General features: G+C 71.1%; 20 protein-coding genes and 2 pseudogenes. 16 read left to right on the top strand and 6 right to left on the bottom strand.

Going from position 1 to position 20,749, the window contains the following annotated elements:
- Positions 1 to 109: 109 nt before the first annotated feature.
- Positions 110 to 1,666 (bottom strand): S8 family serine peptidase, encoded by a 1,557-nt coding sequence (locus O7613_RS15085; RefSeq protein WP_282289093.1) that lies wholly within the window; start codon positions 1,664 to 1,666, stop codon positions 110 to 112.
- Positions 1,667 to 1,924: 258 nt separating this feature from the next.
- Between O7613_RS15085 and O7613_RS15080 the strand changes: the two genes are divergently transcribed.
- Positions 1,925 to 2,899: an ATP-binding protein gene (locus tag O7613_RS15080; RefSeq protein ID WP_282289092.1), complete on the top strand. Its 975-nt coding sequence runs from the start codon at positions 1,925 to 1,927 to the stop codon at positions 2,897 to 2,899.
- A gap of 449 nt (positions 2,900 to 3,348) precedes the next feature.
- Here the strand turns inward: O7613_RS15080 and O7613_RS15075 are convergent, their stop codons facing one another.
- From O7613_RS15075 to O7613_RS15065, 3 genes are read right to left on the bottom strand one after another with little or no spacing between them, the layout of a single operon-like run.
- Positions 3,349 to 4,245 (bottom strand): metal ABC transporter permease, encoded by an 897-nt coding sequence (locus O7613_RS15075; protein ID WP_282289091.1) that lies wholly within the window; start codon positions 4,243 to 4,245, stop codon positions 3,349 to 3,351.
- Complete coding sequence (locus O7613_RS15070) at positions 4,238 to 5,071, bottom strand: ABC transporter ATP-binding protein (RefSeq protein ID WP_282289090.1); 834 nt, start codon at positions 5,069 to 5,071, stop codon at positions 4,238 to 4,240. The genes O7613_RS15075 and O7613_RS15070 overlap by 8 nt, the downstream gene beginning before the upstream one ends.
- Entirely contained in the window at positions 5,071 to 6,048 is a 978-nt protein-coding gene (locus O7613_RS15065) for a zinc ABC transporter substrate-binding protein (RefSeq protein WP_282289089.1), read from the bottom strand. The genes O7613_RS15070 and O7613_RS15065 overlap by 1 nt, the downstream gene beginning before the upstream one ends.
- A gap of 308 nt (positions 6,049 to 6,356) precedes the next feature.
- Here O7613_RS15065 and O7613_RS15060 point away from each other — a divergent pair, with 308 nt between their 5' ends.
- The 4 genes and pseudogenes from O7613_RS15060 to O7613_RS15045 all read left to right on the top strand — a co-directional run.
- The gene (locus O7613_RS15060; protein WP_282289088.1) at positions 6,357 to 7,061 is read left to right on the top strand and encodes an ATP-binding cassette domain-containing protein; all 705 of its coding nucleotides are present in this window, start codon (positions 6,357 to 6,359) and stop codon (positions 7,059 to 7,061) included.
- Positions 7,062 to 7,176: 115 nt separating this feature from the next.
- Positions 7,177 to 7,356, top strand: coding sequence for a 50S ribosomal protein L32 (rpmF, locus tag O7613_RS15055; RefSeq protein WP_282289087.1), 180 nt, complete (start codon positions 7,177 to 7,179; stop codon positions 7,354 to 7,356).
- Positions 7,353 to 8,585, top strand: coding sequence for a GTP-binding protein (locus tag O7613_RS15050; protein ID WP_282289086.1), 1,233 nt, complete (start codon positions 7,353 to 7,355; stop codon positions 8,583 to 8,585). The genes rpmF and O7613_RS15050 overlap by 4 nt, the downstream gene beginning before the upstream one ends.
- Positions 8,586 to 8,648: 63 nt before the next feature.
- A pseudogene (locus O7613_RS15045) lies at positions 8,649 to 8,966 on the top strand (methyltransferase domain-containing protein); the annotation flags it as partial.
- 207 nt (positions 8,967 to 9,173) lie between these two features.
- Here O7613_RS15045 and O7613_RS15040 read toward each other — a convergent pair.
- On the bottom strand, positions 9,174 to 9,434 hold the full coding sequence (locus tag O7613_RS15040; RefSeq protein ID WP_282289085.1) for a type B 50S ribosomal protein L31: 261 nt from the start codon (positions 9,432 to 9,434) through the stop codon (positions 9,174 to 9,176).
- A complete protein-coding gene (locus tag O7613_RS15035) occupies positions 9,431 to 10,729 on the bottom strand; it encodes a GTP-binding protein (RefSeq protein WP_282289084.1) in 1,299 nt (432 codons plus the stop codon). Before O7613_RS15035 ends, O7613_RS15040 begins: the two co-directional genes overlap by 4 nt.
- A 43-nt stretch (positions 10,730 to 10,772) precedes the next feature.
- Between O7613_RS15035 and O7613_RS15030 the strand changes: the two genes are divergently transcribed.
- The 11 genes and pseudogenes from O7613_RS15030 to O7613_RS14980 all read left to right on the top strand — a co-directional run bounded on the left by O7613_RS15030 (position 10,773) and on the right by O7613_RS14980 (position 20,736).
- Complete coding sequence (locus O7613_RS15030; protein WP_282289083.1) at positions 10,773 to 11,261, top strand: winged helix-turn-helix domain-containing protein; 489 nt, start codon at positions 10,773 to 10,775, stop codon at positions 11,259 to 11,261.
- A gap of 75 nt (positions 11,262 to 11,336) precedes the next feature.
- Positions 11,337 to 11,573, top strand: coding sequence for a 50S ribosomal protein L28 (rpmB, locus tag O7613_RS15025; RefSeq protein WP_216935083.1), 237 nt, complete (start codon positions 11,337 to 11,339; stop codon positions 11,571 to 11,573).
- Positions 11,573 to 11,740, top strand: coding sequence for a 50S ribosomal protein L33 (gene rpmG, locus O7613_RS15020; protein ID WP_018783846.1), 168 nt, complete (start codon positions 11,573 to 11,575; stop codon positions 11,738 to 11,740). The genes rpmB and rpmG overlap by 1 nt, the downstream gene beginning before the upstream one ends.
- Positions 11,740 to 12,045 carry a 30S ribosomal protein S14 gene (rpsN, locus tag O7613_RS15015; RefSeq protein WP_282289082.1) on the top strand — a complete coding sequence of 102 codons (306 nt, stop codon included), beginning with the start codon at positions 11,740 to 11,742 and terminating at the stop codon, positions 12,043 to 12,045. The genes rpmG and rpsN overlap by 1 nt, the downstream gene beginning before the upstream one ends.
- 109 nt (positions 12,046 to 12,154) lie before the next feature.
- Positions 12,155 to 13,627: a choice-of-anchor M domain-containing protein gene (locus O7613_RS15010; protein WP_282289081.1), complete on the top strand. Its 1,473-nt coding sequence runs from the start codon at positions 12,155 to 12,157 to the stop codon at positions 13,625 to 13,627.
- Positions 13,628 to 13,756: 129 nt separating this feature from the next.
- Positions 13,757 to 14,845, top strand: a pseudogene (locus O7613_RS15005) (DUF916 domain-containing protein); the annotation flags it as partial.
- 129 nt (positions 14,846 to 14,974) lie between these two features.
- Complete coding sequence (locus O7613_RS15000; protein ID WP_282294544.1) at positions 14,975 to 16,507, top strand: TIGR03773 family transporter-associated surface protein; 1,533 nt, start codon at positions 14,975 to 14,977, stop codon at positions 16,505 to 16,507.
- Between the two features lie 71 nt (positions 16,508 to 16,578).
- On the top strand, positions 16,579 to 18,099 hold the full coding sequence (locus O7613_RS14995; RefSeq protein ID WP_282294543.1) for an anchored repeat ABC transporter, substrate-binding protein: 1,521 nt from the start codon (positions 16,579 to 16,581) through the stop codon (positions 18,097 to 18,099).
- Complete coding sequence (locus O7613_RS14990; RefSeq protein WP_282289080.1) at positions 18,099 to 19,091, top strand: choice-of-anchor M domain-containing protein; 993 nt, start codon at positions 18,099 to 18,101, stop codon at positions 19,089 to 19,091. Before O7613_RS14995 ends, O7613_RS14990 begins: the two co-directional genes overlap by 1 nt.
- Entirely contained in the window at positions 19,088 to 19,831 is a 744-nt protein-coding gene (locus O7613_RS14985) for an anchored repeat-type ABC transporter ATP-binding subunit (RefSeq protein WP_282289079.1), read from the top strand. Before O7613_RS14990 ends, O7613_RS14985 begins: the two co-directional genes overlap by 4 nt.
- Positions 19,831 to 20,736 carry an anchored repeat-type ABC transporter permease subunit gene (locus O7613_RS14980; RefSeq protein ID WP_282289078.1) on the top strand — a complete coding sequence of 302 codons (906 nt, stop codon included), beginning with the start codon at positions 19,831 to 19,833 and terminating at the stop codon, positions 20,734 to 20,736. The genes O7613_RS14985 and O7613_RS14980 overlap by 1 nt, the downstream gene beginning before the upstream one ends.
- The last annotated feature ends 13 nt before the right edge of the window (positions 20,737 to 20,749 follow it).

Raw genomic sequence — 20,749 nt, 5'->3', positions numbered from 1 at the left:
CTTCCGCGTGGGGCAGACACGGCCAGCCAACGACAGGTGCGGCCGGCTCGCGTGGCAGCGAGCCGGCCGCACCGTCACGGTGTCCGCTCCGTGAGGCGTGAGCGGATGGTCAGACGGTGAGGGTCCAGGTGTTGAGGTAGCCGGTGTCGGCAGAGTAGACGTCGCGTACCTGCAGCCGCCAGGTGCCGTCCGCCGCCTCGGAGGAGAGGTTGACGGTGTAGGTGGCGTTGACGTTGTCGGCGCTGTCGGAGCTGCTGCTGTTCTTCAGTCGGTAGCTGGTGCCGTCCGGAGCGAGCAGGTCGATGACCAGGTCACCGCGGTAGGTGTGGACGATGGTGACCGCGACGGTGGCGGTCGCCGAGGCGGCGCGTCCGCAGCCGGAGATGGCGATGGCACTGGTCACGGCCGAGCCGGCGTCCGGGATCGTCACGTCGGTGCCGTTGGTGCCGGTGCAGCCGGTCGGCGGGGGCGGTGGGGTGCTGCCGTTGACGACGTAGAGCAGCTTGTTGGGTGAGCCGCTTCCGGGGTTGGTCACCACGTTGCTGGTGGCGTTGGTCACCAGGTAGTCGCGGACCTGCTGCGGGGTCCAGGAGGGGTTGGCGCTGGCGACCAGTGCGGCCGCGCCGACCACGTGCGGGGTAGCCATCGAGGTGCCGCTGATCGTGTTGGTCGCCGTGTCGCTGCTGTTCCAGGCGGAGGTGATCGACGAGCCGGGCGCGAAGATGTCCAGGCAGGTGCCGATGTTGGAGAACGACGATCGGGCGTCGCTGCTGGTGGTGGAGCCGACCGTGATCCCTTCGGTCACCCGGGCGGGGGAGGTGTTGCAGGCGTTCGCGCCGGAGTCGTTGCCGGCGGCCAGGCCGTAGGTGACGCCGGCGGCGATGGAGTTGCGCACGGCGGTGTCCAGGGTGGTGTCGACGCCGCCGCCGAGGCTCATGTTTGCCACCGCGGGCTTGACCGCGTTGGCGGTGACCCAGTCGACGCCGGAGACGACGCCGGCGGTGGTGCCGCTGCCGGAGCAGTTGAGCACCTTGACCGCGACCAGCTGCACCCCCTTGGCCACGCCGTACGCGGAGCCCCCGACGGTGCCGGCGACGTGCGTGCCGTGACCGTTGCAGTCGGTGTTGTTGCTGTCGACGGTGTTGGTGCCCCAGGCGGCCCGCCCGCCGAAGGTGCCGTGCGTGGTGCGGATGCCGGTGTCGATGATGTAGGCGTGCACGTTGCTGGCCGTGTTCGGGTAGGTGTAGGAACTGTCCAGTGGCAGGTTCCGCTGGTCGATCCGGTCCAGGCCCCAGGACGGCGGGTTGGTCTGGGTGGCGCTGATCGACACGGTGTGGTTCTGCTGCACGTACGCCACGGCCGGGTCGGCGGCGATCCGCGCGGCGGCGCTTGCGTCGACCCGTACCTCGAAGCCGCGCAGCGCGGTGCCCCAGGTCCGGGCGACCGCCCCGCCGTGCCGGCCGGTCAACCGCCGGGCGGTGTCCCCGACCCGGGCCCGGGTGACCGAGGCGTCCTTGAACACGACGAGGTAGCTGTCGGCGACGGCGGTGGCGCCGCCCGCCTCCCGGACTACGCCGACCCGGTCGGCCGCCATGGCGGGCGTGGCCGCCATCAGCATTGTCAGGGCCGCCGCCCCGACGAGTGCGGACTTGCACGATGGACGCATCGCATTCCTCCTCCAGCCGGAGCCGAATCGTCGCGCTGCGGTAGCGGTGCGATCGGCCGGCACCGATTGGTGACGATCATAGAAGTCATTTTCTTCTCAGATGCATAGCAGATGATGGATATTCTGAGCATATGACCGGTGCCGGCCGTGCCGCCGCTCGGATGACATGACCTCTACTTCCACCACCGCGGACGATCCGGCGGCTACAGTAACGCCCATGAAAACGGTTATCACTTTAGTGCGCACGGGAGGCCGGCTGTGAAGATCGCGTTCGTCGGCAAGGGCGGCAGCGGCAAGACGACCCTCGCCGCCATGTTCGCCCGCCATCTCACCGGCCGGGGCCCGGTGTTGGCCATCGACGCCGACATCAACCAGCATCTCGCGGTGGCTCTCGGCGCGCCTGCCTCCGTCGCCGCGCAGCTGCCGCCGCTCGGGGAGCACCTGCCCGCGATCAAGGAGTACCTGCGGGGGACGAACCCGCGGATCGGCTCCGCCGCCGAGATGGTGAAGACGACTCCACCTGGCGCCGGATCCCGGCTGCTGCGGGTGGCGGAGGAGAACCCCGTCTACGCCGCGTGCGTGCGGGACGTCGGCGGCGTGCGCGTCGCGGCGACCGGGGCCTTCACTGCCGAAGACCTGGGTGTCTCCTGCTACCACTCCAAGGTCGGGGCGGTGGAGTTGCTGCTCAACCACCTGCTCGACAGGCCGGGGGAGTACGTGGTGGTGGACATGACCGCCGGGGCCGACTCGTTCGCCTCCGGGTTGTTCACCCGCTTCGACCGCACCTTCCTGGTCTGCGAGCCGACCCTGCGCAGCGTCGGTGTCTACCGCCAGTACGCCGGATACGCCCGCGACTACGGCGTCGCCCTGTCCGTGGTGGGCAACAAGGTCGAGGACGCCTCGGACGTGGACTTCCTGCGCGAGCACGTCGGCGCGGACCTGCTCACCTGGCTGAGCCGCTCGACATACGTGCGGCGCGCCGAACGCGGCGCGGTCGAGTCGCTGTCACAGCTGGAGCCGGCCAACCAGGCGGTCCTGGTCCAGCTCGCCGACGCGGTGGACGCCACCGTGCAGGACTGGGAGGCCTTCGCCCGGCATGCCCACGAGTTCCACCGCCGCAACGCGGTCGCGTGGGCCAACGACAGCACCGGCGTCGACCTCACCGCCCAGATCGACCCCGACTTCCAGTTCGGCCCGGTCCGGCCGAGCGTGCCCGACGCGGTATCCGCGTAGCGCGCGCGGCGAGCGTCCACGGATGCCGGACTGCCGATGCACGTGCGGTTTCGACTAACCGGGGCCTACCCCGGTGGGTCGTCGGCGGGATCAGTGCCGTGGCAGGGCTTCGGAGACGTGGTGCCCCGGTTCGCCGCCGGGCCGGTCGTGACGAGGACGGCGCGCACCAGCAGGACGGCCGACGGGTCGCGACGTACCGGACGTGGTTCGCGCTCCGGTGACGGCGGACGAGGCCGGCAACCCGGAGGTGCCGTAGGTGTTTGGCGACAGTGGTGTATCCGACGCCCAGCCGTTCGGCCAGTTCGCCGGCCGTCGCCTCCTGATCGATGACGTCCAGGACCACCCGCAGGCGGATGGGCGAGGCGAGGGCCTGAAGAACGGCGGCGGCGGTCTCTATCGGCTCCTTCGTGGCGCCGCGGTCGCTCTCTGCCATTCGGCCGGTCCCGCTCTCAGCGCGCCGCCGCGGACAGCGGGGCCTCGGTGCGCCCGACGGTGGCCCAACCGCGCCGCTGACGTCGTGCGCCGAGCATCCGGCAGCCGATGTAGATCATGAACGAGATCGTGGTGACGTAGGGGCTGATGGGAATGCTGCTGCCCAGGGCGAGCAGGATGCCGCCGACGACGGAGCCGACGGCGAACAGAACGCTGAGCACGGTGACGAGCGGCGGGGACGCCGTGACCCGCATCGCGGCCGCGGCGGGTGTGACGACGACGCTCAGCACCAGCAGCGCACCGACGATCTGCACCGACATGGCGACGGTCAGACCCAGCAGCAGCATGAACACCGACGACAGCGCCGCGACCGGGACGCCGCGCCCGGCGGCCAGTTCCGGATCGACGCTGGCGAAGGCGAGCGGGCGCCAGATCACCAGCAGGCCGATCAGGACCACCGTCGAGGTCACCAGCATCCAGGACAGCTGTGGTGTGTCCACGGCGACGATCTGACCGGTCAATAGCCCGAACTTGTTCGCGGAACGGCCCTGGTAGAGCGCGAGGAACAACACGCCGAGACCCAGACCGAAGGGCATGAGAACGCCGATGATGGAGTTGCGGTCCCGGGCCCGGCTGCCCAGCATCCCGATCACCAGGGCGGCGAGGACGGAGCCGAGTAGGGATCCGAGCACGACGTTCGCGCCGACCAGCAGCGCACCGGACGCGCCGGCGAACGACAGCTCACTGATGCCGTGCACGGCGAACGGCATGTCGCGCATCATCACGAACGTGCTGATCAACCCGCCGATGAGACCCAGCACCGCGCCGGCGACGATCGAGTTGTGGACGAGACCGAGCAGCTCGCCGTAGTCGGCGAAGTTGAAGACGCGGTCCCACAGCCCGGGTTCAGACATGCTCCGCCCCGACCTCGGCGCCCTCGTGGTGATGGTGCGACTCGTCGGCCGGCGGAATGCCCGCGACGAGGATTCGTCCGTTGACGCGAAGCACCTCGATCGGTACCCCGTACAGATCGGAGAGCGTCGCCGAGGTGAACACCTCCTGCACCGTTCCGCTGCGGAACCCGCCGTCGGCCAGGTAGAGAACGCGGTCCACGTAGGGCAGCACAGGATTGATCTCGTGCGTGACGAACACGACGGCGGTTCCCTTCTCCCGGCGTCGCCGGTCGACCAACGCGGTGGTGGTCTGCTGGCTGCGCAGGTCCAGTGAGAGCAGCGGTTCGTCGCAGAGCAGCAGGCGCGGGTCAGCCACCAGTGCCTGCGCGACGCGGATCCGCTGTTGTTCGCCGCCGGAGAGCAGTCCGACCGGCATGTGGGCGAACGAGGCGGCGTCGACCGAGTCGAGTGCCGCTGTGACCCGCGCATCCCGCCCCGGGTGCCGGCCCAGGCCCCAACGGTGTCCGTCGAGGCCCTGGCCGACCACGTCGCGGGCGCGCAGCGGCGTCAGCGGATCGATGCGCCGCTGTTGCGGCACGTATCCGATGTCGTTCGCGCCGCGGCGCGGTGGCCGGCCGGACACGCGCAGCCGACCCGCGCTGAGACGCTGGAGCCCGAGGATCGCGCGGACCAGGCTGGTCTTGCCCGACCCGTTGGCGCCGAGGACGGCGATGAACTCGCCGGCCTCGACGCGCAGGGAGAGCCCCGACCAGAGCCGCCTCGGGCCGAAACCCAGCCCGGCATCCTCGAACTCCAGCACCGGGACCGCGCGGTGGTCGTCCGACATCAGCCCAGTGCGGTCTTGACGGCGGCGAGGTTTCCGCTCATCCACGAGAGGTAGTCCTTGCCGGCCGGCAGCGTCTCGGTGACCGGGACCACGCCGACCGTGTTGTCCTTGGCCGCCTGGAGCACCTTCTCGGTCTCCGGTCCGGTCGTCTGCTCGTTGTACGCCAGCAGCTTGACCTGCTTGCCGGTGAACAGGGCGAGAGTCTCCTTCAGGGTGCCGGCGGAGACGTCGGTGCCCTCCTCGATGGCCTCGCTGAACTCTTCCGGAGTCTTGTTGACCAGGCCGCACGCGTCCAGCAGGTAGCCCGGCACCGGCTCGGTGATTGCCGCCCCGGTGCCGCCGTGTGCCGCCTTGATCTCACCTGCGGTGGCTTCCAGATCCTTGAGCTTCTGCTTGAAGGTCGTCGCGTTGGCGGTGAACGTCGCGGCGTCGCCGGGGGCCGCGGCGGACAGCGCGCCGACGATCTGGTCGGCCAGTTTGCCCATCGATGGCAGGTCGTACCAGACGTGCTCGTTGAGCTCCTCGCCGCCGGTCGCCGCCTTGCCGGAGATCTCGACGGCGTTGAGCACCTTGGCGTTGGTGTCGGCCGCCTTGAGCATCGTGTCGACGAAGTCGTCGTAGCCGCCACCGTTCTCGATCACCAGGTCGGCCTTCGACAGCTCGAGTTGGGTGCGGGTGTTGGCCTCGTAGGAGTGCGGATCGGCAGACGGGTCACTGATGATCGACGTGATCGTCGCCTTGTCGCGGGCGATCTGCCGCACGATGTCACCGTAGACGTTGGTGGATGCGACCACCGAGACGCCTGTCGATACTGGTGCCTCGGAGGAGGGCGCCGCCGCGCCGCCGTCGGAGGACGATCCGCAACCCGCACCGAGCATCGCCACGGAGATCAGGGCTGCGCTGAGAAGACCTGCGCGCTTATCGAACACCGGAACCGCCGCCTTTCCACGTCCGGTCAGTCTGAAAAAGAGGTTCATTACCAGCAGGACCGTAACGGCGTGGCGCGCGCGTCAGCAAGACTATCGGAAGTGATTTCCATTATGATTTTTGCTTCGTGATATAACGATGTGTGCATCACTGGATGGCCGGCACCTGGTGCGACGTGTCGGCACCGGGGCCGGTGGGGTGAGGCGGGTGGTCGCTGCGCACCCGATGCCCGAGGCGGTGGGCCGCCTCGGGCATCGCGTGGATCAGCGTGCTCCGATCAGCTTCTGCAGCTCCCGGCGATCGGCGTCGACGCCCGTGCCCGAGCGCGCCGCCGGGCGGAGTGATCGTCGTCGAACTGATGGGCATGCGGCAGTCGCGGGAGATCCCACCCGCGCTGCCGGTGCGCGACTCCATCGGGTGCCACGACTACGAGTGGTGGGTGGCGGGCACCCCCGGTGACGGCACGTCGATGCGGTTCACAACCGCGTGGCGGGTGTACCGGGCCGGTCGTCTGCTGCGGGAGGTGAGCGACACCTACGACTGGCACACGGTCGACGTTGCCCAGCTGTCCCGCGAGTCCGGCCTGAGCTGTCGGTCCGCAGCAGGCTGCCGCCTGGCCCTGCTCCCGCGGCGCACCAGCGGCATCGACGCGCTCCCGCTGACCGTCGCGGAGTGCGTCCAGATCGGCCGGTTCCGGCCGCGTCGACGCCAGAGCCGCGACGACCGCGCCGCCGTGAGCAGGATCATGGAACGGCTCGACCTCGCCCACCTGTCCCGGCGGCGGCTGCGCGAACTGTCCGGCGGGCAACGCCAGCGCACCCTCATCGCCCAGGCCCTGGTCCAGGTCGCCGAGATCTACGTGCTGGACGAACCCACGGCCGCGCTCGACGCGGAGAGCCGGCAGCACGTGCACGACCTGCTCGCCGAACGGGTCCGTGCCGGCGCGGCGGTGGTCTACACCAGCCACGACGCCGCCGATGCGGCCCTCGCCGACCGCACGGTGCGACTCACGGGTGCGGTGGATCACTCCGTCAGCGACGACGCGGTCCTGCGCAGACCGTGATCCTCGCCCACCGATGACCGCCCGGAACCGCTCCACGCCGGATGTCGAACGCGAATTTGAAAACGAAAACCGATACCGATAGTGTCGAATGAGACCGGCAGAAGAAGGAGATCTCATGGCCGTTCCGAAGCGGAAGATGTCGCGGTCGAACACCCGGCACCGGCGGGCGCAGTGGAAGGCGGCCGTGCCGCAGCTGACCCCCTGCCCCTGTCCGCGCAAGGAGATGGTGGTGCCGCACCGGGCCTGCACGCACTGCGGCCTGTACAAGGGACGTCAGATGGTGGACCAGCCGTGACCGGTCGGCTGCCGGTGACGGTGCTGTCGGGCTTCCTCGGCGCCGGCAAGACCACCCTGCTCAACCATGTCCTGGCCAACCGGGACGGGCTGCGGGTGGCGGTGATCGTCAACGACATGAGCGAGGTCAACATCGACGCCGCGCTGGTCCGCGACGGCGGCGCGATGTCGCGGACCGAGGAGCGACTGGTCGAACTGACCAACGGCTGCATCTGCTGCACGCTGCGCGACGACCTGCTCGACGAGGTGGCCCGGCTGGCGCGCCTGGGCCGCTTCGACTACCTGCTGATCGAGTCCAGCGGGATTTCCGAGCCGATGCCGGTGGCCGCCACCTTCGCCTTCGGGGTCGAGGACGGTCAGGTCCTGGACGACCTGGCCCGGCTGGATACCACGGTCACCGTGGTCGACGCGGCGGGGTTGCTGGCCCGGATCGAGGCGGGCGAGACACTCGAGGCGCGCGGCCTGGCCGCGTACGAGGGGGACGATCGGAGCATCGCCGACCTGCTCGTCGATCAGATCGAGTTCGCCGACGTGCTGGTGGTCAACAAGACCGATCTGGTGGCCGCGGAGCACCTGACGGTGGTCGAGGCGCTGCTGACCCGGCTCAACCCGGCGGCCCGGCAGGTCCGGGCGGTCCACGGGCGGGTCGACGCGGCGGAGATCCTGCACACCGGGCGGTTCGACCTGGACCGCGCGGAGACCACGCCCGGTTGGGTCGCCGAACTCAACGGGGAGCACGTGCCGGAGACCGAGGAGTACGGCATCTCCAGCATCGTGTTCCGCGACCACCGACCGTTCCATCCGCAGCGCCTGTGGGATCTGCTGGCAGGTGGGCTGGACGTCTTCGGCGTGGTGCGATCGAAGGGGTTCCTCTGTCTGGCGAGCCGCCCGGACGTGGTGGCCCTGTGGTCGCAGGCGGGTCCGTCGGGGCGGTGCGACCCGGTCGGCGTGCCGGTCGCGGTGTCGGGGGAGTGGCCGGAGGATCCCGCCGAGCGGGCGGAGGTGGAGTCCCGGTGGCACCCGGTCTTCGGGGACCGCCAGCAGGAACTGGTCCTCATCGGCGTCGGGCTCGACGGCGACGGGCTGCGGGCGGCCCTGACCGGCTGCCTGCTCACCGACGCGGAGGTCGCCCTCGGGGTGGCCGGGTGGCGGCTCCTGCCCGACCCCTTCCCCGAGTGGGACCTCGGCGACCTGCACGAACACGACCATGCCGAGACGGTACGGCTCTGATCATGTCGAGGATGCTTGCTCACGTCGACGTCGCCCGATGGCGGCGGGACTGGGAGGCGGTTCATGCGGCACTACCAACCGGGCCGGGACGAGATGCTCGCCGCCGGCCTCGCCGCGGTCGAGCAGGCACACGGGCGGACGCCGGAGCGGGCCCTCGACATCGGTGGCGGACCGGGTGCCACCGCCGAGGCGATGCTTCGGCGGTGGCCCGGCGCCCACGTCACCGTGCTGGACGTCGACCCGGTCCTGCTGGCGTTGTCCGAGACCGCGCTGCCGCACGTGCGTACCGTCCGGGCCGACATCGCCACCGAGGGGTGGTCGGCGCCAGCCGATGGCCCGTACGACGTGATGGTGGCGATGATGACCGTGCACTACCTGCCCGAGGGCCGGGTCCGCGCGTGGTACGCCGAGATCCGGCAGCTGCTGCGGCCGGGTGGGTTGCCGGCGCCGCCGCAGCCGACGTCGCCCGCGAGCCGGTCGCGGGGGCGACCAGCTCGCGGGCGAAGGCCTGGTACCAGGCCCGATCGGCCGTGGCGGCGTCGACGAGGCGGGTCGTGTGCGCCGCCCAGTCGATACGCGTCTCGGTCGTCACGACCGCTGGGATCCCCGGCGAGCGTACTTCTGGCGGAACTTCTCGACGCGGCCGGCGGTGTCGAGCAGGCGTTGCTTCCCCGTCCAGAAGGGGTGGCTGGCGGACGAGATCTGAACGTCGATCACCGGATAGGTGGTGCCGTCGCTCCACTCGATCGTCTGGTCGCTGGTGGCGGTGGAGCGGGTGAGGAAGGCAAAGTCGGCGCCCTTGTCGCGGAAGACGACGGGGCGGTACTCGGGGTGGATGCCGGGCTTCATGCGGGCTGCGCTCCTTCGGTGTCGGTGTCGGTCAGCTCCTCCGCCCCGAGGGGGAAGCAGCCGGCGAACGGGTCGGGATATGTGCGCCAGGTCTGTTCTCCGTCGGCGAGTTCGGCGTCGGTGAGCAGACATCCGGCGAGGGTTCGGTACAGGTCGACGGGGTCGATGTCGAGACCGATGAAGACCAGGTGCTGGTGCCGGTCGCCGTAGTAGGGATCCCAGTCGAGGGCGGCGGCCAGGCGACGCTGGTCCTCGACGTGCTCCCAGTGCTGCTCCGGCAGGCTCACCAGCCAGTACCCGAGAGAACCCATGGCAAGGCCGCCGCCGGCGAACTCCCAGGCCACCACGGTGTCGGGTTGGCTGGCCAGCCAGAGGTACCCGCGCGAGCGGATCATCTCGGCGTTTACCTCTTCGAGGACGTCGTGCAGGCGCTGCGGGTGGAACGGCCGGCGGGCACGGAAGACGGCGGAGACGACTCCGCAGTCGGACTCCGGCTCGTGCGCGCCGAGGGTGTAGCCCTGCAGGCCGCGATTGAGGATCCCCGGGGTTTCCGGCCGGTGCCGGTGGGTGTGGCGAAGTTGCCGGGTCAGCGTACCGGCGTCGACGAGGTCACCGTCGACGCGGACCTGCGCCGCCCACGGCGCCATCCGTTCCAGAAGCACCGACAGGCGACTGGTGTCGTACGCGCCCTCGCGGGACTCGCCCCACAGGACGAGGGTGTCGGCGAACTCGATCTGCCGGACCACGACGTCGGCCAGCGCCCGGTCGTCGTTGTTCGCCGCCGCGATGCCGAGGGTTGTCAGGTCGTCGGTGCTGGCCAGGCCGTCGAGCAGGTGCTCGGCGTCGACCACGGTGACGTAGGAGTCGACCCGGATCAGATCGGTGATCGGGGTGCCGTCGACGAGACAGTGTGCGCAGACGGCGGCGACCGCCTCGGGCTCGACCACCTCGGGAAGCATCAGCAGCAGGTCACGGTGCGGGTGGGCGCGGGCCAGCCGGGCGAGGGTGGGCAGCACGTCCTCCCGCAGCGTGCAGGAGACACATCCGTGCGCCAGGGTGATCCGCTCGTCCTCGAGCACGCCGGCAGCGTCGCGCACGATGCGGTGCACGGTGCCGGCGGCCAGGTCGGCGAGGTCGTGCCGGACCAGCAGCAGCGCCGGGTCCGCCGCCAGCAGAGTGCGGGCGACGGCGTACGTCGCGGACGGCCAGAAGCCGCTGAGCACGGTCAACGACGGCCCGGTGTCGGCCGTCGTAGCGCCGGGGTCGGCGGGTGCGAGCGGTGACGTCGACATCACAATCCTCTCGACACGAGTTGAAAACGATTGTCATTATAGGCACGTGATGGACGACCGGCGGGTGGGGGTGTCGATGGAGGACGACGGCGGCGTGGTGGTCACCATCCGGCTGGGGGGCTCGACGGGGCCACCCGACGCCGACGCGACGCGCCTGCTGCGGCTGGTGGGTCGCATCGCCGCCCGCCAGGCCGAGGGCGGGGTGGAGCCTTCTGCCGCGCGGGACGGGCACCTCCTGCGAGTCGTCCCGCACGCGCGGACGGTCTACTGCGACGGCCGCGAGATCCTTCTCACCCGGCGCGAGTTCGATTTGCTCCGGCACCTTGCCGACCATCCCCGCCGGGTGTTCACCCGGGACCAGTTGCTCGATCGGGTGTGGGGGCACCCCTTCACCGGCACCCGGAGCGTCGACGTCCACGTAAGGCGCCTGCGGGTCAAGCTCGGCGCCGACCTGCCGGTGATCGCCACCGTCCGCGGCGTCGGCTACCGGCTCGGATCCGCCATGTCGGTCGAGGTGGTGGACGACCCCGACTGAACGATGTCCGATCGGCTGATGTAGAAACGAAAACCGTTGTCGTTATCGTTCGATCGAACCAGGAGGAGTTGAGTCGTGTCCCGACGCTGTGACGTCACCGGGGCGGAGCCGAGCTTCGGCAACGCCGTTTCCCATTCGCACCGGCGCACCCGTCGCCGGTGGAACCCGAACCTGCAGAGCCACCGCTACTGGCTGCCGTCGGAGGGCCGCTGGGTGCGGCTGACCCTGACCGCCAAGGCGCTGAAGACGGTGGACCGCAAGGGCATCGAGAAGGTCGTCGCCGAGATGCGCGCCCGGGGAGTGAAGCTCTGATGGCCAAGCAGACCGACGTCCGTCCGATCGTGCGGCTGCGCAGCACCGCCGGCACCGGCTACACGTACGTCACCCGCAAGAACCGCCGCAACGACCCGGACCGCCTGGTGCTGCGCAAGTACGACCCGGTCGTGCGCCGGCACGTCGAGTTCCGCGAGGCCCGCTGATGGCGAAGAAGAGCCTGAGCAACCGTCAGGCCCGCCGGGAGGACCTGGTCGCCCGGCATGCCGACCGCCGGGCGGAGCTGAAGCGGCTGATCGCCCACCCGGACACCGACCCGGTCGTACGCGCCGACGCGGTCCGCTCGCTCGGCCGGCTCCCGCACGACTCCAGCCCGGTCCGGCTGCGCTCGCGGGATCAGATCGACGGGCGTCCGCGAGGTGTGCTGACCCGCTTCGGGCTCTCCCGGGTCCGGTTCCGGGAGTTGGCCCTGCGCGGTGAGCTGCCGGGTGTCCGCAAGGCGTCCTGGTGACGGTCGCCGTCACCGGTCGGGTGCGGGCCACCGCCCCGCGCCGGCTGCCGCCCGCACCGGGCGACGTGTACCACCGCGCGCGGACGCGCGCGGCGTGGAAAGGGGAGGTATGAATGCGACATTGAGGGCTCGCGGTTTCGCGGCCCTGCTCGCCGGGGCGGTGGTGGTCACCGGCACGGCACTGGCACCCACCGCCGCTTCGGCAGCCGAGAAGGTGGTGCTGTCCAAGGGCCACACCGACGCGGTCGACGTGCACTACGAAGGTGGTGCGCTGTCGTTGGAGGTGCACGATGACACGGTCAGCCCGTCGGTGACGCGGAACCCGGCGGACGTCACGTTCCAGGCGTCGCCGGAGTCGGCCATGACCGTGCCGGCCGATTCGAGGTTCGCGTTTCTCGGTCCGGCCGGATCGCAGGTGTGGTTGCTGCCGATGACGCAGGATCCGGATCTGCTCTGGCCGGGCTGGAACACGACGACGCTCGACTCCGGCGTGTTCGAGGGCGACAAGGTGCGCCTGAGCCTGGTCGACGTGGATGGCCCCGGCAACGTCACGCTGTTCACCCAGGACTCGTTCGGCGGACCGATCATCAAGTTCCGGTCCGACGACGGGCTGCCGGACGCGATCGACGTGCCGGTGCACACCCACGCGCACTCGAACTGGGCGTTCAACGCGCTGGGCAACTACACGCTGACGTTCCAGGCCGACGCGACGCTGACCAACGGCAGCACGGTCAGCACCGGGGCGGTCGACTACTCGTTCGTCGTCGGCGAGATGCCCGGCGATGGGCCGGATGTCAGCCTGTCGGTCAGCGGGATGGCGGACGAGCACCAGCCCAACGACACGGTCACGCTCAGCGCGGTGCAGACGCCGCAGACCGAGCTGGACCACTACCACTGGTTCAGCAAGTGTCCGGACGCGGCCGACTGGAGCATCGTCTCGGGCGAGGCGGGCGCGAGTTACTCGTTCACCGCGACCCGGGAGCTGAACGCCTGCGAGTACGTTGCCAAGCTCTACGACGGCGACCATGAGGTCGTGGCGACCAGTGAGCCGGTCACCCTGTGGGTGGCGTTCCCGCCGCAGGAGCCGGGCGCCTCCCAGACGATCACCGCGTCGATCGCCGAGACGCAGGGCTCGCTGGTGATCAGCGTCAACCCCGACGACCGGGCCGTGGAGCTGCCGCCCGCGCAGCTCAACGCCGCCGCTGACCGGTGGGAGAGCAACGGTGAGCTGCGGCCGGTCACGGTGACCGACACCCGCGCCGGCCAGCCGGGGTGGAGCGCCTCGGGGCAGATCCCGGCGGACTTCGCCGGCCCGGACGGGGCGACGTTCAGCGCCGGCTACCTCGGCTGGACCCCGCGTGTCCTGGCCCAGGCCGACGGGCAGGGCGTGGTGCCCGGCGCGGCGGTGGCGCCGTACGTCGTCGGAGTCGGCGGCGGTCTCGGCAACAGCGCGGTGCTGGGCTCGGCGCCGGACGGCACCGGGCGGGGCACCGCACAGCTCGGCGCGGACCTGCGGCTGAGTCTGCCCACCGAAACGGCGGCGGGGACCTACACCGCGACCCTGACACTCACCGCCATCTGATCGCACCGAACCGTCCGGTGGCCGGGCGTCGAGCCCGGCCACCGGACGACCGCGGGGTGGGGGTGTCACTGCCGTGACCGCCCGCCCCGCGGCTCCCCTCGTACCTCAGGAACGGACACCGTCTCCGCAATGCGCCTGCTAGCCACCGTCGCCGCCGCAATCGCCCTGCTCGGCGTGATCCCCACATCTGCCGCCTCCGCGCTGACCGTCCCCGCCCCCTCCACCCCGCCGGGGCAGCCGGCGTCCTCGGCTGCGCCGTCCCGCGCCGCGCCCCCGCCGACCGCCGCGACGTGGGGGGTGGCGCCGTCGACCGCGCGCGGGCCGAACGGCCGGCCGGCGTTCGGCTACAAGCTCGACCCGGGCGCCATCCTGACCGACTACGTCGGCGTCACGAACCACTCCAGCCGCCCGCTCACCCTCGACCTCTACGCCAGCGACGCGGTTACCACCACGCGGGGCGGGTTCGACCTGCTGGCCGCCGGTCAGAAGCCCACCGACGTGGGCTCCTGGGTCCGCCTCCCGCGCCGCACGGTGACCATCCCCTCGGCGTCCCGCCTGGACGTGCCGTTCACGCTCACCGTGCCGCGCAACGCCACCCCGGGAGACCACGCCGGAGGGATCGTCGCCTCGCTGACCGACGTGGGGAGCGACGCGCGGGGCAACCGGGTCGCCGTCGACCACCGGGTCGGCGCGCGCATCTACCTGCGGGTGACCGGTGAACTGCAGCCGACGCTGACCATCCAGGACCTCCGGGTACGGCACACCGGGTCGGTCAATCCGCTGACCGGTGGCACGGTCACCGCCACGTTCACCGTCCGCAACACCGGCAACGTACGGCTCGCCGGACAGCCCGTGCTCGGCGTGGCCGGGCCGTTCGGCCAGGCCCGGCGGTCCGTGACGGGTGCGGCCCTGCAGGAGATCCTGCCCGGTGGCGAGCTGACCACCACCGTACGCATGCCGGGTGTCCCGCCGTTGTTCTGGCTCACCGCGGACGCGACCGTCACACCGGTCGCCGTGGGCGACCAGGTCCTCGACCCACCACCGCGAGCCGGCACGGCCCGGGCCGCCGTCTGGGCCGTGCCCTGGCCGCAGCTGGCCCTGCTGGCCCTGCTCGCCCTCGCCGGGTGGGCGCTGATCGCGACCCGGCGCCGCCGGGCGGCCCTGCACGCCCGGGCGGTGGCCGCCGCCCGGGAGGAGGGCCGCGCGGAGGCCGGCCGGGCCCCGGACGCCGATCGATCGGGCCCGGGCCACGACAACCGACAACCGACAACCTGCCATCGACCGCACGGGGAAGGACGACACGTGAATGGGCTACGCCTGGGGGAGCGACAAATGAGGATGAGAAGCATGCGTGCCGGCGCCGCGAGCCTGGCCGCCGTCGTGCTGGCGCTGGCTCCCACGGCAACGCCGGCCTACGCCGAACCGGCCACTGTCACCTCCGCCGGCGCCGACCTGGTCTCCGTGGCGCTCGACGGTGACACGATGTCGCTGCGCTTCCGCGGTGACGCGCCGCCGGCCGGGCACGACCCGGCCGAGGTGGTGCTCGGCCCGGACGGCGGACTGGCCGGCCGGGTGCCGGACGGACCGGCCTTCGCCTTCCTCGGACGGGCCGGCCACCCGGTGTGGGCACTGTCCGCGGGCGACACCGGCTTTCCCGCCCTGGACACCACCGGGGTACGCCCCGGGGCCGTCGCCGACGACCGGGTGACCCTCGCGCTGCGCTCGGTCGACGGGCCGGGAACGTTCACCGCCTACACCCTGTCCGGCCTGGGCGCGGCGACCCCGCTGTTCGGCAACGGTCCGGGGGTACCGGACTCGGCGCGGCTGCCGGCCGGCACGCGTACCGGTGGCGTGGTCTGGGCCTTCGACGCCGCCGGTGAATACCGGCTCACGCTGGCCGCGTCGGCCGTCCTGCGTTCGGGCGGGACGGCACGGGCCGAGGCGACGTACCGGGTGAAGGTGCCGACGATCGCCCCGGCCGGCCAGTCGGCGCCCGCGCCGCTGGAGCCGGCCGTGCAGCCGAACGCGCGGGCCCTCGCTGCGCCGAAGGCGGCCGCCGCTGCGCCGAAGCCCGCCGCCGCGCCGCAGGCGGCGGCCGCCCCCGCCACGGGTCGTCAGGTGATCAGTGACGGGCACGTCGACATGGGCCCGCAGCTCAACGGCGACTCCTGGACCATCCGGATCAAGGACGACCGCAGCAGTCCTCCGGTCTGGCGGGAGACCGCCGACGTGGTGCTGCACGCCAAGGACAAGGCGAGGATCACGGTGCCCGCCGGCGCCGACTTCCTCGGCAAGCAGGGCGACACAGTGTGGCTGCTCCCGCAGACCCAGCAGGCGGGTCTCGTCTGGCCTGGGTGGAACACCCAGCACGAATCCGTCGTGTCGGGGGTCAAGGGCAACGTCACCTGGACGCTGAAGGGGGTCAACGGGCCCGGCCGGTTCGCTCTCTTCCTGACCGGCTCGTTCGGCAGCGAGAACGTGCTGTTCGACTCCACCAAGCCGTTCCCGCAGAAGCTGGACATCCCGCTCAACACCCACACCCACGGCAACTGGGCGTTCGGCAAACCCGGTCTGTACCGCCTCGCGGTGCAGATGAGCGGCACCACCACGGCGGGCAGGGCGGTCAGCGCCACGAAGACGCTCACGATCGCCGTCGGCGACAGCACCGATCCGAACACCGGGTTCGCCGCCGGCGCCGGAACCGGCTCCGGAGCTGGTGGAAACGGCGACGGCGACGCCGACCAGGGCGGCGCCGGTCCGCTTCCGCGCACCGGCGCGGGCTGGGTGCTGCCGGCGCTGGCGGTCGGTGTCGTCCTGGTGGCGGTCGGTGCTCTGCTGATGGTGCTGGCCCGTCGGCGCGCCGCGCTCCGGACCCGGTGACGGCCGTGCCGAACACGGTAAGCCACCGTGCACCGCCGAGGTGGCTTACCGTGCTGCCGCTACTGGCCGCGATGCTCGCCGGGGGCTGCCGGTCGGACGTGACGCTCAGCGCGCACGACCAGCGGATCCAGGTGTTGACGACCACCGGGATCCTGCGGGACCTGGCGCGCAACGTCGGCGGCGACCGGGTGACCGTCACCTCGCTCGTGCCCGACGGCGCCGACCCGCACAGCTACGAGCCGTCGCTGCGGGACATCCGCGACGTCGTCTACGCCGACGTGGCCTTCAGCAACTACCTGCTCCTGGAGGAACAAACCGTCATCAAGGCGCTGGACGCGAACCTGCGCGACGGCGTGCCGAACATCTCGCTGGCCGAGGGAGCGGTGAAGTACGCGGCGGAGATCATCCCGCTGGTCGAGGACGTCTCGCTGGACACCATCTGGCTGGGCATGCGGGTGCGCGGCACCGGTGCGGAGCAGGGAGCGGACCGGTCCTCGGAGGTACTGCTCAGCGCGACCGCCGTGGACGGGCCGGGGCGGATGTTCGCGTACCTCACCGAGTCGTTCGGCACCCCGTCGTTCTCCGTCGACTCGAGCGACGGGTTCGACCCCGCCAACGGCTACCGGGACGACACGGCGACGCTGCCGCCGGACGCGCACACCCACATGAGCTGGGCGTTCACCAAGCCGGGTGTCTACCGGCTGACCATGCGGGCGCGGCTGGCCGTCGACCCGCGGACGGCGCCCGTCCCGATGGGTGAGCAGGTGTTCACCTTCGCCGTCGGGGTGGACCCGCACTCGGTGCCGGGGACGTCGGAGGTGCTGAGCGGCGGCCACGCCGACGTCACAGTCGATCTCGACCAGCGGCGGCTCTACCTGTTCGCTGACCAGGAGGGCAGCGGCGAGGCGCACCAGCGGGTGTACGACCCGGCACACACCGTGATCGAGGTGCCGAACAAGGCACTGCTGGAGGTCCCCGGGGACCGGCGTTTCCGGTTCCTCGGCCGGCCCGGCACCCAGGTCCACCAGCTGCCACAGGCGGTTCTCGGCAAGCACGTGCACGGTGAGATCGACCCGCACCTGTGGCAGAACGTCCGCAACGCGATGGCCTACACCCAGCTCATCCGGGACACGCTGATCAGCGTCGACCCCGAGGGGGCGGCGACCTATCGGGCGAACGCCTCGGCCTACCTCCGGCAACTGGAGGCGCTCGACACGTACGTGCGGGACACCATCGCGCAGATCCCGCCGTCCCGGCGCCACCTCGTCACCACGCACGACGCGTTCGGCTACCTGGGCCAGGCGTACGGGGTGCGGATATCCGGCTTCGTCACACCCAACCCGGCCACCGAGCCGAGCCTCGCCGACCGCCGCAAGCTCACCGAGACGATCCGCAACCTGCGCATACCCGCCGTCTTTCTGGAGCCGAACCTGGCGGCCCGGTCCGCCACGCTGACCGAGGTGGCTCGCGAGGAGAACCTGCGGGTGTGCCCGATCTACGGCGACGCGTTCGACCGCGACGTCACCACCTATGCGGAGATGATGCGGTTCAACGCCGAATCGCTGCGCGACTGCCTGACCACGGAGAAGTGATGGAGGAACCAGTGACGGCAGGACGGGCGCGCCGCCGTGCCCGCACGACCACAGTCATCCTGCGCGGCGCTCTCGCGGCGCTGCTTGTACTGGCGACGGCGCCGGCCCCGGCGCGGGCGGCCGAGCCGACGCCGAACCTCAGCCAGTCGATCGCAGCCGACCAGCCCCTCGCCACCGGGCGGACGACGCTCACCACGGGGCACGTCGACATCGGCCCCCGCTACGTCGACAACCGGTGGACGCTGCTGATCCACGACGGCACGCAGGCGCGACCGGTGTGGCGCGACCCCGACGAGACCCTGTTGCGGGTGTCCGACGCCGCAGTGCAGACCGTTCCGGACGACCCGGCGTACGCCTTTCTCGGCATCGAGGCCGGCGCGCGGGCATACGTGGTGCCGCAGGTCCAGGACCGGAACGTCGTCTGGCTGGGGTGGAACACCCAGGACCCGCGGGTGTTGCGGACCATCGACCGCGGCGTCACCCTGACCCTGCTCGGTGTGCGTGGGCCGGGGACCCTCACGACGTACCTCCAGTCGGGCAACTTCGCGGCGCCGCAGCCGCTCTGGCGATCCGCCGAGTCGAAGGCCCAACCCTTCTGGGTGGAGGTCAACACCCACACCCACGCCAACTGGGTCTTTTCCGCCCCGGGCGTCTATCTGCTGGCGGTGCAGGTGTCGGCCGACCTCGTCGACCGGAAGAAGGTGTCGGCGACCGGCACGCTGCGTTTCGCGGTGGGTGACGCCACCAGCGCCGCCGAGGCCTTCGTCGCCAAGGCGGACACGCCCGTACCCGCCGGTCAGGAGCAGCCCGCCGAGGGCCCGGCCGGAGCCGGCGATCGGGCCGGCGGCCCGCCGACGCTGCTGATCGCGGCGTTGGCCGGGACGGCGGTCGCGCTCGCTGTCGGCGTGGTCGTCCTGTTGCTGCGCGGACGTGGCGCCCGACGGCGGGCCGACCGGGAACGCGCCGTCGCCTCGTCGGAGGGCCGGCGGTGAGAGCACTGGAAATCGAAGGGCTGGACGTGGATCTCGGCGGCCGGCCGGTCCTGCGGGACGTGACGCTGCGGCTGGATCGCGGTGAGCTGGTGGGGCTGCTCGGGCCCAACGGCGCCGGCAAGACCACCTTGTTGCGTGCCGTCCTGGCCCTGATCCGTAAGCGCGGCGGGCGGGTGCTGGTGGAGGGTGAACCGACCCGCCCCGGCCGGTCAGGGATCGGGTACGTCCCCCAGCGTCACGAGTTCAACTGGGACTTCCCGATCTCGGTGGAACAGGCCGTGATGAGTGGTCGCACCGGACGGATCGGTCCGCTCCGCCGTCCCGGCGTGGCCGACTGGCGTGCGGTCGGCGACGCGCTCGACCGGGTGCAGCTCACCGGCCTGCGCCGCCGGCCCGCCGGTGAACTGTCCGGTGGGCAACGCCAACGCGTCCTGGTCGCGCGGGCGCTCGCGCTCGCGCCGGGCATCCTGCTGCTCGACGAGCCGTTCACCGGACTCGACATGCCCACCCAGGAACTGTTGGGCGAGCTGTTCACCAGCCTGACCCGGGAGGATCACGCGGTGCTGATGACCACCCACGATCTGGTCGCCGCGGTGGACTCCTGCACCCGGCTGGTCCTGCTCAACGGGCGGGTCGTCGCCGACGGTCGACCTGCGGATCTCCAAGACCCCGCGCTGTGGACGGAGACCTTCGGCGTGAGCGCGACCTCTCCCCTGCTGAAGCTCGTGCGGGCGGCCTGATGTCGATCACCGATTTCCTCACCGACCTGCTCAACCCCGACCTCGCGTTCCTGCCCAAGGCACTGGCGATCGCGGTGATGTCCAGCATCGTCTGCGGCGTCGTCGGCTGCTATGTGGTGCTGCGCGGGATGGCCTTCATCGGCGACGCCGTGGCCCACGCGGTCTTTCCCGGCATCGCGGTCGCCTTCGTGCTGCAGGGCAGCCTGGTGCTCGGTGGCGCCGTCGCCGGCATCGCCACCGCTCTGCTGATCGCGATCTTCTCGCAGAACCGGCGCGTCAAGGAGGACTCGTTGATCGGCGTCTTCCTGGTCGCCTCGTTCGCTCTCGGCATCGTGATCATCTCGCAGGCGCCCGGCTACGCCGGATCGTTGCAGCAGTTCCTGTTCGGCTCGATCACCGGCATCCCGGACCGGGACCTGTACGTCGTCGGGGGGACAGGTCTGGTCATCCTCGGCCTGGTGCTGGCGCTGCACAAGGAGTTCGTCGCGGTCTGCCTGGACCGGGAGATGTCGCGCTCCATGGGGCTTCCGGTCTTCTGGCTCGACATCGCGCTCTACGTCCTGGTGACGCTGGCCGTGGTGATCTCCCTGCAGACCATCGGCAACATTCTCGTCCTGGCGCTGCTGATCACCCCCGCCGCTGCCGCCCGCCTGCTCACCGACCGGCTTGCCGTGATGATGCTGCTCGCTCCGCTGATCGGCGGCGCCTCGGCGCTGGTCGGGCTGTACCTGTCCTGGAGCTACGACACCCCGGTCGGCGGCACCATCGTCCTGGTCGCCACCGCCGTCTTCCTCACCGCATGGCTGCTCGCCCCCCGACATGGCCTGGTGACCAAGAGCCGCCGATCAGCCGGACGCGACACCTTCCCCCACCAAAGCAAAACGACTATCATTTCCAATAACTGATGGTCCGCCGAGG

Source organism: Micromonospora sp. WMMD975 (genome assembly GCF_029581215.1).
Taxonomy (GTDB): domain Bacteria; phylum Actinomycetota; class Actinomycetes; order Mycobacteriales; family Micromonosporaceae; genus Micromonospora.
Note: the sequence above shows the minus strand (reverse complement) of the source record. Positions and strands in the feature narration are given on the sequence as shown.